The sequence below is a fragment of the Cohnella sp. 56 genome, from assembly GCF_037963805.1.
GTDB lineage: Bacteria > Bacillota > Bacilli > Paenibacillales > Paenibacillaceae > Cohnella.
The window spans coordinates 310,441-323,242 of the sequence record NZ_JAZDQE010000006.1 but is presented as its reverse complement, the minus strand read 5'-3'; the positions used below and the strand labels follow the sequence as shown (position 1 = coordinate 323,242).

Genomic DNA, 12,802 nt, shown 5'->3' with positions numbered 1-12,802 from the left:
CGTTAACGATTTAATAAATTAATTTATAGCTATGTACAAAAACTTCCCGCAAGTTCGGATCGTCCATTTCTGGAACCATTCGTCCTCTTTGCGGGAAGTCACTTCATGTAGCGGCTTTATTCATGATATCTTCGTATACTGATTGTTCCGGTTCAGCCATTTGTCCAACCTCGCTTTGACATCGTCATGAGCCAACAAATTGCCTTCAGCGATATCTTTCTGTCCCTTTTCAATTTTTGAACGAACATACAGCGTATATTGAATATCCTCAATCGAACAATTTTCAGGGAGCTTATCGATCATTTGCTTGACATCTTCTTTAAGCATACGGGATCACCTCGACAACATTATAACGTACGATGTTTTGATTACTGAACGGAGCTTTTTTTCGCGGCTGAACATCCAAGACTCGTCATCCCAAGCTGGGCCAGGTTTGCTGGTATTAGCATCCTAGTCTCTGCGTTGACACCGGCGATGGCGTTGGATAGCATGGAGGGAACAGCGGTTGGAGCGGGAGGAAGTGGAGCGGGATGCAGGAGCGAGTCGGAGGAAGCGAGAAGGAGCCGTCGCAGGAGCAGGGTGAGCGTGGCAGGAACGATGTTGCAAGCCGGCCGAGTACAAGCGAGGAAAATGGCAGAAACGACGCTGCAAGGCGGCCGAGCACCCGGGATGAGAATGGCGGGAACGGTGCTGCCAACTGGCTGAGTACAGGAGATGAGCGTGGCAGGTACGCCGGATCAGACGGGGCCGGCCGGCCGGGCGTCCTCGTCATCGCTCACGGCTCGCGCGAGCCGGGGTGGGTGGCGCAGGTCGAGCAGGCCGTCGCCGAGGCGAAGGCCAAGCTGCCGCCGGAGCTGCCGGTCGAGGCGGCGTACCTGGAATTGGTCGAAGGCCGGCTGATTCAGGACGGCATACGGGCGCTGGAGGCGCGGGGCGTGACGGACATATACGCGCTGCCGCTGTTCGTCTCGTCGGGCAGCACGCATGTCGACGAGATCGGCTGGGCGCTCGGCGCGTATGCGCAGCCGCGCCGCGAGACGGATCTGGAGCCGGTCGCCATGCAGGCGCGGCTCACGTACGGCGAGCCGATCGGCAGCGATCCGGAGATCGCGCGGGCGCTGGCGGACAAGCTCGCCCCGCGTTCGCGCGAGCCGGCGGCGGAGGCGGTGCTGCTCGTCGGCCACGGCAGTGACGAGCCCTGGTTCTATGAGGCGTGGCGCCGGGAGCTGGAGGGGCTGGCCGCAGAGCTCGTCCGCATCGGCGGCTACGCGGGGGCGGACGCGGCGCTGCTGCGCCCGGACGAGACGGCGGCACGGATCGCGCAGCTGCGGATGAGGCACCCAGGTGCGCGCCTGCTCGCCGTTCCCGTTTTCCTGAGCGAAGGGTACTTCACCTCGAATGCCGTCCCGGGCCGGCTCGCCGGGCAGGACATCGACTACGCCGAGCGCGCGCTGCTGCCGCATCCCGCGGTGAGCGACTGGATCGTCGGCCGGCTCCAGGCCTGGCTCGCTGGACGCGCCGCCCGGCTTGAAGTTTGACGGGATCATAAGCGTATGCGCAGGCCTCCGCTTGATGAGAAAAGCGGGGGTTTTTGCCGTGTGCTGTCAGGTTGGGAAGAGTCCTGTCAGCCCTGCATCCGACCCCCGTCTCCCGCGGCTCTCCCGCGTTGACATTGGGTTGACGATTCAGTAGCATGAATAAGTAAAAGAGAATTCGGATAGCGCGATATAGAAGAGGGGATTCCAGTTGGACATTGTGAGAGCTCGGCTGATCTACAACCCGACCTCGGGCCGCGAGGAGATGCGCCGCAGGCTGCCGCAGATTTTGCAGCGGCTCGAGCGGGGCGGCATCGAGACGTCCTGCCATGCGACAGAGTCTGAGGGCGATGCGGTCAAGGCCGCGTCCGAGGCCGTGGAGCGGGGCTTCGACATCGTCATCGCGGCGGGCGGCGACGGCACGCTGAACGAGGTCATCAGCGGGATATCCCCTCACGAACGCCGTCCCGCCATCGGCATCCTGCCGCTGGGGACGACCAATGACTTTGCCAGAGCGCACGGGATTCCGAAGAAGTGGGACGACGCCTGCGACCTGATCGTGAAGCGCTACGCGAAGCCGGTCGACATCGGGCAGGCCGACGGCAAGTACTTCATCAATATCGCGGGCGGCGGCTCGCTGACCGAGCTGTCGTACGAGGTGCCGAGCAAGCTCAAGACGATGATCGGACATCTGGCCTATTATATTAGAGGCTTCGAGAAGATCGTGCGGCTGCGTTCCTTCCATATGAAGATCGCGATGGACGGCGTCGGCGAGTTCGAGGACGAGTACATGCTCATGCTGATCGCCAACAGCAACTCCGTCGGCGGCTTCGAGAAGCTCGCGCCCAACGCCTCGACGGGCGACGGCATGTTCGACGTGCTGCTCATGCGCAAATGCAACCTCGGCGAATTCATTCGCATCGCGACGCTTGCCATGCGGGGCGAGCATGTGCAGGATTCGCATATCGAGCTGTTCCAGACGAATCGGATCACGGTCGAGTCCGACAGGGAGAGCCTGCACCTGAACCTCGACGGCGAATACGGCGGTCGGATGGCCCGGACGTTCACGATGCTGCCGGGACATGTGCGGATCATCATGGATGAGCTTGGGGAGACGAAGTATCACTGACGAGATCGGCGAGACGAAGTGGCGTTGACGAGATCGGCGAGACGAAGTGCCGTTGGCGCGTTCAGGTGAATAGGGCCCGCTACGGACGGAGCGGCTCTTATAATAGAAGCAAAATGCAAGAACGGGGTTGTGCAGCATGAGTGACAAGGACAAGCGCGGCGGCGGTAAGGCTGGAGGCGGCGTCGGGAAAGAAAAGCGGCAGGCCCCAGGCGGAGCGGGCGATCGCGGTGGGGCGAGCGGCGGCCAGCAGGAGCGGGGACAGTCGAGCGGTGCGGCGGTGCGCGCGGATTCGCGCGGGCGCGGCGCCGGCGCCAGCCGCGGGGCTGCGAGTGCGGGCGGCGACGGGCGGTCACGGGATCGCCGTCCGGGCGAGAGCAAGGATGGCGGGCGGCCGCAGGGGCAGTCGCAGCGTGAGCGCGGCGCGCGGGAGCGCCGCCAGGGCGAGGCGCCGCGCCAGATCGCGGGCGTGCCGGTTGCGGTCGGCGATTCCGTCGTCATCGACATCGTCGGGATGACGCATGAGGGGCAGGGTGTAGGCCGGGTAGAGGGCTACACCTTGTTTGTGTCCGGCGCATTGCCGGGCGACCGCGTGCAGGCCGAGGTGCAGAGCATCGGCAAGTCGTTCGGCCGCGCGCGCATGGCCGCGCTTGTCTCGGCGAGCCCGGACCGCATCGCGGCGCCGTGCGAGATCTATGATGCATGCGGCGGCTGCCAGCTGCAGCATTGGGGCTACGCGGCGCAGCTCCGCTGGAAGCGGGAGCACGTCGCGGGCGTGCTGGCGCGCATCGGCAAGCTGCCGGTTGCGCCGCTGGATGAGGCCGCCGGCGAAGCGGGCGGCCGCGAGAGCGCGCCCGATGCGGGGCGCGCGCCGGTCGTCGTCCATCCCGTCATCGGGATGGACGAGCCTTGGCGTTACCGCAACAAGGCGCAGGTTCCCGTGGCGGCCGGCATCGGCGGCCACGGACTCATCGGCGGCTTCTTCGAGCAGGGAAGCCACCAGGTCGTGGACATGGAGTCCTGCCTCATTCAACAGGAACAAAACGAAGAGACCGTGCGCGCCGTCAAGCACATCGCCCGCTCTCTCGGCTACTCCGCCTATGACCGCGCCACGGGGCGCGGTCTGCTTCGCCATGTCGTCGTCCGCCACGCCGAAGCGACCGGCCAGCGCATGGTCGTCCTCATCACCAATGGCCGCGACCTCCCGCACGTCGACGAACTCTGCGGTCTCGTCCGCGAGGACATCCCGGGCGTCGCGAGCATTTGCCAGAACATCAACACCAGCCCAACCTCCCAGGTATTCGGCGAAGAGACCCGCGTCCTCTGGGGCAACGACGTCATCTACGACGAGATCGGCGGCATTACCTTCGCCATCTCCGCGCGCTCCTTCTTCCAGGTCAACCCGACCCAAACTGAACGCCTTTATCGGACCGCCGTCGACTACGCCGGCCTCACCGGCGAAGAGACCGTCATCGACGCCTACTGCGGCATCGGCACGATCACCCTCTTCCTTGCCCGCCACGCCCGCCGCGTTTACGGCGTCGAGATCATCCCCGAAGCCATCGAGGACGCTCGCCGCAACGCGCTGCTCAACAACATCGCCAACGCTGAGTTCGCTGTCGGCCCGGCCGAAGTCATCATGCCCAAGTGGCAAGCCGGAGGCATCGCCCCCGACGTCATCGTCGTCGATCCGCCGCGAAAGGGCTGCGACCCGGCGCTGCTCGCTACGATGCTGGAGCTTCGTCCCGAGCGCATTGTCTATGTCTCCTGCGATCCGGCCACGCTCGCGCGCGATCTGCGCGTGCTGGAGGATGGCGGTTATCGGACGCTGGAGTTCCAGCCGGTGGATATGTTCCCGCATACGACACACATAGAGACCGTGGTAAAGCTATGTCGCATCGATACCTAGAGGTCCTTAACTATCAGTATTCTGCGAAGTATGCTTCGTTTACGATTGCTGGAAGCGACTTTAGAAATAAGGTACTTAAGGATAGAATTGAGGTTTCTATTGTGTTGGATTTGAAATGAGTGGGTACGTTCGACAGCTTTTAACTAAATATAGAATATCCAAGTGGGCGTCCCTTCAAATTTGGGGGCGTTTTCTTTCATTCAGATATAGGTGAACGATGAAGAGGACGCAAGATTTCAAATAGGTGTGTAAAACCGGAACTTACATGAGAGAGCTATATTCAATCTTTAATTAAATGATTATACCGTCAACCGAAAAGTGAGCAGAATGAATTTACATATTACAGCTATCTCGTGCAGTAAGAAAATCGTGCAATAATAAACGACCAATTTTGATAAATTTAGAGGTTTTCTCCCATAAAAGTAGAAACATTATTTAAATATCGATATAAGGTGGGTGTGGTAGAGATATGTATTTGAAAAAAGTTGACATTAAACATTACCGTAACTTTGATAATGCCGTGGTGGAGTTTCAAGATGGGATCAACATTATTATTGGTCCTAACAATGCAGGGAAGTCAAATTTACTAAGAGTGATCAATCTACTTGACAATATTAATGAAAACGATGGTTCCATACATGATTTCAATAAAAATGATCTCCATGAGAACTTGGCTAAATATTTAAAAGAGCCTCCTTGTATAGAGATTGTATACCATATTGAACATGCTTTGAACATGAATGGTTTTGATGACGGAATTCTAAGATTCAAAAATTTTATCGTTTATACTGCTGATGGCAATCTTGTTCAGTCTGGGAATGGAAGTTATATTATCGACGCGGTCATCATGCTTAAATATGAGTTGGATGCCAAATATATAAACGATTATGTTGATATAGTTAAAAATTCTAAGGGGACAAAGGAATTTCTTCTGTCATTAGAAAAACTTCTTCCTCGATATTCATGGAACTACTACAACACCACATCACAGACGCCAATAAAAAAATCCGAAGTACGAAACATCTTTAATATTGATTATATTCCTGCTGATCGAAAAACTGAGGAGTTATTACCCCACACTCAAAAATACGTTCGTAAAAAACTAGATGAATTTACGGGAAAGGTTGAGTTGCGTTCTGATATCACGCAACTACTTGTCACTAACTTTTCGTCTATTACCGAACAAATGAAGCAACTTATTGAGTTCGACCAAGGGAGCATCGGCATTAAGAATGGTAATAATACTTTAATTCCGAGTTTCATCTACAATTCAGAATTCGATAGATATTTTCAATATGTCTTAGAGGACAGCAGTTATGGATATGAAATGCCCATGAAGAATAATGGTTTAGGTTATAATAATTTGGTTCAAATTTACAATATTATCACTTTCAAAATTAACAATGACTATAACCTTTTATTAATTGAGGAGCCTGAAGCACACCTGCATCCTGCCATGCAATATAAACTATTTAAATATTTGAGCAAGCTAAAACAGGCTGATGAGTTGTCGAAAAAGCGAGAAACGGAGAATTTGGGAGAAGTCTCAGCAGAAAATACAAACGTTGGAAGAGTTATTAAAAATCAAATTTTTGTTACGACTCACTCATCGAATATAACAGCAGCTGCAAATCTCGATGATATGATTTCTTTAAAATACTATCGAGATCCTATTAAAAAAGAACACAAGGTTGTTTCGGAAAATTTAAAAAACAAATACTCCAATGTCAAATTTAAAGAAAGTAAAACCCATCTGACTAAATTTCTTGATGTCACTCGTTCCGACATGATGTTTGCTTATAAAGTGATATTGGTTGAAGGATTAGCGGAAAAACTATTGATGTCCGCATTTGCTCAAAAATGCGATATTGACTTCGACATTGAGGACAATCATATTTCGGTGGTAGAAGTTGGTGGTATTAACTTCAAACACTTTTTACCTTTGTTTGTAGGTACGAATACTCGCGTATTATGTTTTCGAGACTGCGACTACAAGTATTTTGATGAAAGTGAACTGAAATATCTATCTGAATATCGAGAACACTTGAATTCAATGAAGTTACTTGGAGACGATTTTCAACAGTGTACCAACATAATGGTGAGAACTCAGTCAAATCTAGGATCAACTTTTGAGAACGAACTTTTTATAGAGAATTTTGAAAATAAGTCTACAGTTAAAAGATTACTAGAGATGGTTACACCAGAAACTTTACATCCATTCATTGAAGCTATAGACGTTTCTTTAACAGAATGGCAGAATAATCTGACTTCAATTTCTAATGCAAAGACAAAGAAGAAAGTTGCCGAACTGCTTGAACCTTACTATGAAAAGTACACATCTACGAATGATGCCGAATACCAAACAGATATTGAAAAAATCTGTTTTGCCAACTTGTTTCTGAGTTACGCAGAAAATAAAAAAGGTGATTTGGCATTAAACATTTTATCAGCAAATATTTCAAGCGATCCCGATAAAGAACATTATTTAATAGATGATTTAATTGTGCCTACCTATATAAAGGAGGGGTTGGAATGGTTGAAGTTGAAGTAATACACTCATCCGACAACCTACATATTTATAACGATGACAGACACTTAAAGATATATGCTGGTCCCGGAGCCGGGAAGACACACCTACTGATAGAAAATATAAAAAAGCTTGTGCAGCATAGTACTAAGCTACAAAGTGGATTCCGAAAACTTTTATGTATTACTTATACAAATGTTGCAGCGGATGAGATTAGAAATCGGTTAGGTACGCTTAATCAGTACGTTGTAGTCTCGACAATCCATTCCTTTTTAAATGAGTTTGTTATAAAGCCTAACCAATTGCAATTGAAAGAAATTATCAAAGAAAATTTTGGATTAATAATTGATAAAGAACAAAAATTATCTTCTGTACAAGAGGGTTTCTCAACCCTGAGTGGACATAAAAAGGAAGAGATTCATCAGTATTTTGAACTGCATTATCCGGAAATAAAAACCGAACAATACTTGGAGTTATCTCGTACTAAAATGACAGAGGTTCAAGTTGGCATCACAAGTTTGAACGCTGCTAATAACTCAGCTAATGAAAAAATTAGTTTAGAGTATGATACGAAAAAAATGGATCTTACTCTGGCATTTGCGATTAAGGATTATGTATGGAATGTAGCCGGAAGATTATCTTTTGATGAAATCTTATATTTTGGCTACACCGTACTGGAAAAATATCAATTGTCCACACATCTAATCAGATGTGAGTTCCCCTATATCTTGATAGATGAGTACCAGGACACGAACCCGATTCAGAACAAAATAGTAAAAGTACTTTCGGAAAAAGAATGTATTGTTACTGTAATTGGGGATGTGGCCCAATCTATTTATTCTTTCCAAGGGGCCGACTATCGGGAATTTCACCAGTTCACATTGGACTCTAAGTTACCCATTCAGAATTATGTGATTAAGGGAAATCGGAGAAGTACACAGAATGTCATTGATTTTGTGAACTATTTAAGATATAGAGACAAAGAATTAAATGAACAGACATGCGAAATGAATCTCTCCAGTAATGAGAAAGTTACGTTTTTATTGCAAAGAGATAAGAATCATTTCGGGACTCCTTTGGAGTCAATTATTGATAGGGAGACAGTAGTTTTGTGTCGTAAATGGTCGGAAGTTTTTAAGTATATATCGAACGTAAGTGAAGACCAACAGAAATTGTTGAATGATATAAGTAATGCATACAGCTTTGTACTTCGTCGTAATTTTGAGACAGAACTTGAGTCCAAGAGAGAAGCTTGGATTAAGTCGATGATAATGATTGTTGAGCTTGAAGAAGCGCACCAAAGGAGATGCATACCTAGCGCGTTAAAGGTCTTGGATGAGTATTTGGAAATCAACTCGTTACTCCATCGTTTCACAGAAGACAGTAACCAATTGTTATTGAAAGTAATGCATCTATGGGGTTTTGTAAATCAATGTGTTCAAGAGACAAGTCTGCTAAAAGATGTTGTTATGAAAATCAATGCTGAGATGACGGCATCGGGTCTCTCTATTAAGAGTATGTTAAAGTATCCATTACCGGGCGAAGAAGAATACATTGAGTCTGTTTATAAGTATATCGACAAATTAGAATATTCTTCGGCTAAGATCATTACAAAAGAGATCTATTCGCCAGACAGTAAGTACATGACTATTCATAAAGCTAAGGGGGCAGAATTTAGTCATGTTCTAATTAACATTGAGCCTGCACCTAGGCTTGACGGAAAAGATTGTAATCCTGTCGATATTATTTGTGATCCTTTCATTTTTGACGACGGGAACGGTTTAGCAAAATATGAGGAGTTCACTCGAATTATATATGTAGCTGCGAGCAGAGCAAAAGATAAACTATACGTACATCTACAAGGGGACGAGGAGACTGCACGAAAAATAGATGATGCACTGGATAGATATTGCAATCTGAAGGGAAAAGGGAAATTTTATAATTTTTGTTTTTGTTGAGTTATTCGGGGTTCGATCTATATAAATTCTGCAGTGAATGTTGATTGGAAGTAAAATCCTAGGTGACTTGGAATGATTGCAGTCGCATATTGTAGAGCGAGTGATTCGATTTGAAGTAAGAAACCTTACGGCACAAACGGAAACCTTTTGTCCACCGTAAATACCCCCGAAACGCATACGGTTTCGGGGGATCTTGTTTCACATTAATTTTTCGCAATACAGAACTTCTTACGCCAAAGCTTGTTCGACTTCCTTTATTAACCCGTTTGCATCAATTCCATCAGGGTATTGGATCTCTTTGCCGTTAATGAATACGGTCGGCACCATCTTCACCTGACGTTCAATGGCTTCTGCAATGATGCTTAAACTTAAATCGATGTTATCAGGTTGTTCTTGTAACCCATACTCTGCGGTTAACATTTTTTTAATTGAATGGCTGTCGGATTCGCTCCACTGGTTTTGTTTGGCGAATAAATCCTTCATAAGCTCGTAGACTCGCTCCGGATCCTTATGCGCAATACGGGCACGCCAAATTTAAGATCACTTCCACTTTTACAGGCGCATCTTCCTTGCCATAGCTTAAAATGCATTTTCGATAACTCGTGTCATGTTCAATCCCCTTTACTTGAGGCTACCTGGAATGATGGACGCGTAGTCATGGCTAATTTTTGCCAGCTTGCCATGATTATATCATCAATCTGTTGTATACCCGTCTTCCGGTTTATAATGTCTTAAGGAGCCGATGCGTCGGCTTCGAGACGATTTCGACAGAGTCCTGATAACTTTAGAGAGGTTTCTGATATGACAAACAATTTCTGGCGTGATCTACCACGCCCTTTTTTTATACTGGCGCCCATGGAGGATGTGACGGATGTTGTTTTTCGACATGTCGTGAGCGAAGCTGCCAGACCGGATGTGTTTTTTACGGAGTTTGCGAATACGGAGAGCTATTGCCACCCGGAGGGGAACCATTCCGTGCGCGGGCGTTTGACTTTTACGGAGGATGAGCAGCCCATCGTCGCTCATATTTGGGGAGACAAGCCTGAGTTCTTCCGTCAAATGAGCATTGGCATGGCGAAAGAGGGATTCAAAGGCATTGATATCAATATGGGCTGTCCTGTAGCGAATGTGGCGGAGAACGGGAAGGGAAGCGGCCTGATCTGCCGTCCTGAGCTCGCGGCGGATATTATCCAAGCGGCCAAAGCCGGGGGACTGCCCGTCAGCGTAAAAACGCGGCTCGGTTTCAGCGAAGTCGACGAGTGGCGCGGCTGGTTAACCCATATTTTGAAGCAGGACATCGTGAATCTGTCCATCCATCTGCGCACGAGAGAGGAAATGAGCAAAGTAGATGCGCACTGGGAACTGATTCCGGAGATTAAGAAGCTTCGCGATGAAGTAGCACCGGATACGCTACTGACCATTAACGGGGATATCCCTGACCGTCAGACCGGCCTTAAGCTCGCTGAACAATACGGTGTGGACGGCATTATGATCGGGCGCGGCATTTTTCATAATCCGTTTGCTTTCGAGAAGGAGCCGAGGGCGCACAGCAGTGGGGAATTGCTTGATTTGTTGCGGTTGCATCTGGATCTCTATGATCAGTATTCAGGACTGGAGCCCCGTTCGTTCAGTTCGCTTGTCCGTTTCTTCAAAATATATGTCCGCGGATTCCGGGGAGCAAGCGAATTAAGAAATAACTTAATGAACGCAAAGTCAACAAGCGAAGTGCGCGCACGACTTGGCGAGTTTGAAAGCAAGGCGCATGATGAGGCCGAGGAACGTGGGGACTAGGGTCGGTTAATTGGAGGGGGGGAAGGCCACATGTCCTGGAGCAAATTAAAGCAGCAACTGGAGGGCTTTCTCAGTCCTGCGTTAAATAATAGAGTAGAATACCGCGCGCAGGGTTACCGTTATTTACCTGATAAATCAGGGGTTTGTTATATTATGGTAGATAAAAAGAATATACTCAATATGAATAATAAAACGAACGCGATCAGATGGTATCAAACGGAGCTGGAAATTAAAAATGACCCGGATATCCAAATTCCGATCGGCAATGAAGACATTGAAGCGATCAGAAAAAATACAAAGGGGACAGTGCCTGAAGATCGTTTAATCGTCATGGCCAGAAGCAGAAAAAGGACAGCGCATGCCAAAGCGCTTTTGTCAGCGCAGGATTCATTAAGTAAATCGAATTTTATCGTCGTGGCTAATAAGTATTTATCGAGTTCCATAGAGGAAAGCATAGAGAGCGATGATATGATATTGAATATTCTAGCTCTGGTGGACAGGAGAGTCGGGAAAAAGCGGGTTCTGAACATGACTGGGCAGATGAAGTTCAAGCATCCGATCGTGCAGTATTTTTATGAGCTGCGGCGTAGTGCATGATGAAGGATGATACGCGCGATTGATCATGGATGGCAAGGAGTCACCATGTAAGGCATATAACATCGTTTGGCAATGGACGAGTGCGGCAATTGCCTCAATCGCCCCAAATCTCAATCGGTTCTGCTGGACGCCGGAGCGGTATGTTTATATATTTCTTTTGCATATTCCGTATTTTCAAATGCCCTTGTAAAACGCGGCAAAGGTATGCCTGCCTTTTTGCCTTCTCTCACAACCTCAAGCACCGCAAAACCTGCTCTGCTATTGTTGTATTCCACGAAGAGTCGTGCCAAGCTGCCTTTTTGCAAAAATAACCTTGTTAAAAAGGATGCCGAGAAGTCCCGGTGGAATTTTAGTCAACAAAAGGGAAATGGCATCAAGCTTTGCACCTCTTGCTTTAAGTACCGGGATCATTTCCCTCATACTCAACCCAACACTGGAAAAGGAGTCCTTATGGTTCATGAGCGCCGGGGAACTCCCCCGTTTCAAAACCTCGGCTTCCATCGCTGCATTCATGGCAAAGTGATTCCATAACCCGTTTTGAATATCCTATCGAAAGGTTATAAGAAGAGAAGCCCCGGCGAATAACGCCAGGGCTTAACTAGTTTTTATCGACGCCTAAACTCGATTGCGCCTGCCACGGATTTCGCGCTATGTCCGCCCTTGCGACGCACCTCTGGCAACCAGCATATATCCGCTTCCCCGAATTGTAACAATTCTCTCGGGATCGGCGGGGTCAACCTCGATTTTTTTGCGTAAATTACTGATGTGTACGGCGACCGTTCTCGTATCCTCCAGACTCTCCATTCCCCAGATGAGCTGGAACAACGTATCGACAGTGACGACGCGATTCACGTTTTGTGCCATATAGGACAGCAGACTGAACTCTTTTTTAGATAAAAAGACAGTTTTACTGCCGACGTTGACGGATTGTGCGTAGTAATCCAGCGTTAGACCCGGCAACTCCAGCAATTGTTCTTTTCTGCCCGTCGACACTCTGCGAAGGTGAGCTTTGATCTTGGCCATAAGTACGCCCGGGCTGAACGGCTTGGTCACATAATCGTCGCCGCCATCGGATAAGGCGCTGATCTTCACTTCGTCTTCCTCGCGGCTGCTCAGAAACACGATCGGCGCATTCGTGTAGCTGCGTGCGTTCCTGCACCAATCGATGCCGTTTTCATGAGCCAGCAGGACATCCAGTACAATTAAATCCGGCTCGAAAGACGCCAGCAGCTTCATGGCTTCTGTCCCGTTGTGACTGTAGGCGGATAGGAAACCTTCCCGCTCGCAATATACCTGAACAATCTCGCAAATATGGGGATCGTCATCGACGATCATGATTTTGTGCGTGTCCGCCACACG

At 49.0% G+C, this 12,802-nt stretch carries 11 protein-coding genes; 7 read left to right on the top strand and 4 right to left on the bottom strand.

Annotated elements, in window-relative coordinates; genetic code table 11:
* Window positions 1-120: 120 nt before the first annotated feature.
* Window positions 121-327 carry a hypothetical protein gene (locus VQ071_RS13700; protein WP_340514576.1) on the bottom strand — a complete coding sequence of 69 codons (207 nt, stop codon included), beginning with the start codon at window positions 325-327 and terminating at the stop codon, window positions 121-123.
* A 203-nt stretch (window positions 328-530) separates the two neighbouring features.
* On the opposite strand from VQ071_RS13700, the gene VQ071_RS13695 reads away from it, so the two are divergent.
* The 5 genes from VQ071_RS13695 to VQ071_RS13675 all read left to right on the top strand — a co-directional run bounded on the left by VQ071_RS13695 (window position 531) and on the right by VQ071_RS13675 (window position 9,055).
* Window positions 531-1,538 carry a sirohydrochlorin chelatase gene (locus VQ071_RS13695; protein ID WP_340514575.1) on the top strand — a complete coding sequence of 336 codons (1,008 nt, stop codon included), beginning with the start codon at window positions 531-533 and terminating at the stop codon, window positions 1,536-1,538.
* A 208-nt stretch (window positions 1,539-1,746) separates the two neighbouring features.
* Window positions 1,747-2,664: a diacylglycerol kinase gene (locus VQ071_RS13690; RefSeq protein WP_340514574.1), complete on the top strand. Its 918-nt coding sequence runs from the start codon at window positions 1,747-1,749 to the stop codon at window positions 2,662-2,664.
* Between the two features lie 136 nt (window positions 2,665-2,800).
* Complete coding sequence (rlmD, locus tag VQ071_RS13685; protein ID WP_340514572.1) at window positions 2,801-4,570, top strand: 23S rRNA (uracil(1939)-C(5))-methyltransferase RlmD; 1,770 nt, start codon at window positions 2,801-2,803, stop codon at window positions 4,568-4,570.
* A gap of 475 nt (window positions 4,571-5,045) precedes the next feature.
* Window positions 5,046-7,121: an ATP-dependent nuclease gene (locus VQ071_RS13680; protein WP_340514571.1), complete on the top strand. Its 2,076-nt coding sequence runs from the start codon at window positions 5,046-5,048 to the stop codon at window positions 7,119-7,121.
* Window positions 7,103-9,055, top strand: a complete 1,953-nt coding sequence (locus VQ071_RS13675) for an ATP-dependent helicase (RefSeq protein WP_340514570.1) — start codon at window positions 7,103-7,105, stop codon at window positions 9,053-9,055. Before VQ071_RS13680 ends, VQ071_RS13675 begins: the two co-directional genes overlap by 19 nt.
* Window positions 9,056-9,283: 228 nt before the next feature.
* Here the strand turns inward: VQ071_RS13675 and VQ071_RS13670 are convergent, their stop codons facing one another.
* On the bottom strand, window positions 9,284-9,538 hold the full coding sequence (locus tag VQ071_RS13670; RefSeq protein ID WP_340514569.1) for a thioredoxin domain-containing protein: 255 nt from the start codon (window positions 9,536-9,538) through the stop codon (window positions 9,284-9,286).
* Window positions 9,539-9,856: 318 nt separating this feature from the next.
* On the opposite strand from VQ071_RS13670, the gene VQ071_RS13665 reads away from it, so the two are divergent.
* Together VQ071_RS13665 and VQ071_RS13660 are read left to right on the top strand one after the other, a co-directional pair.
* Window positions 9,857-10,846 (top strand): tRNA dihydrouridine synthase, encoded by a 990-nt coding sequence (locus VQ071_RS13665; protein ID WP_340514568.1) that lies wholly within the window; start codon window positions 9,857-9,859, stop codon window positions 10,844-10,846.
* 30 nt (window positions 10,847-10,876) lie between these two features.
* Window positions 10,877-11,443, top strand: a complete 567-nt coding sequence (locus VQ071_RS13660) for an SF0329 family protein (protein WP_340514567.1) — start codon at window positions 10,877-10,879, stop codon at window positions 11,441-11,443.
* 258 nt (window positions 11,444-11,701) lie between these two features.
* Here VQ071_RS13660 and VQ071_RS13655 read toward each other — a convergent pair whose 3' ends face one another.
* Both VQ071_RS13655 and VQ071_RS13650 read right to left on the bottom strand, forming a co-directional pair.
* On the bottom strand, window positions 11,702-11,956 hold the full coding sequence (locus VQ071_RS13655; protein ID WP_340514566.1) for a hypothetical protein: 255 nt from the start codon (window positions 11,954-11,956) through the stop codon (window positions 11,702-11,704).
* A gap of 135 nt (window positions 11,957-12,091) precedes the next feature.
* Window positions 12,092-12,799 (bottom strand): response regulator transcription factor, encoded by a 708-nt coding sequence (locus VQ071_RS13650; RefSeq protein ID WP_340514565.1) that lies wholly within the window; start codon window positions 12,797-12,799, stop codon window positions 12,092-12,094.
* Between the last annotated feature and the right edge of the window lie 3 nt (window positions 12,800-12,802).

Coding starts and splice junctions, on each gene's coding strand:
- VQ071_RS13700 (WP_340514576.1), bottom strand. CDS start 327: ATGCTTAAAGAAGATGTCAAGCAAATGATCGATAAGCTCCCTGAAAAT.
- VQ071_RS13695 (WP_340514575.1), top strand. CDS start 531: ATGCAGGAGCGAGTCGGAGGAAGCGAGAAGGAGCCGTCGCAGGAGCAG.
- rlmD (WP_340514572.1), top strand. CDS start 2,801: ATGAGTGACAAGGACAAGCGCGGCGGCGGTAAGGCTGGAGGCGGCGTC.
- VQ071_RS13675 (WP_340514570.1), top strand. CDS start 7,103: ATGGTTGAAGTTGAAGTAATACACTCATCCGACAACCTACATATTTAT.
- VQ071_RS13670 (WP_340514569.1), bottom strand. CDS start 9,538: ATGAAGGATTTATTCGCCAAACAAAACCAGTGGAGCGAATCCGACAGC.
- VQ071_RS13665 (WP_340514568.1), top strand. CDS start 9,857: ATGACAAACAATTTCTGGCGTGATCTACCACGCCCTTTTTTTATACTG.
- VQ071_RS13660 (WP_340514567.1), top strand. CDS start 10,877: ATGTCCTGGAGCAAATTAAAGCAGCAACTGGAGGGCTTTCTCAGTCCT.
- VQ071_RS13655 (WP_340514566.1), bottom strand. CDS start 11,956: ATGAATGCAGCGATGGAAGCCGAGGTTTTGAAACGGGGGAGTTCCCCG.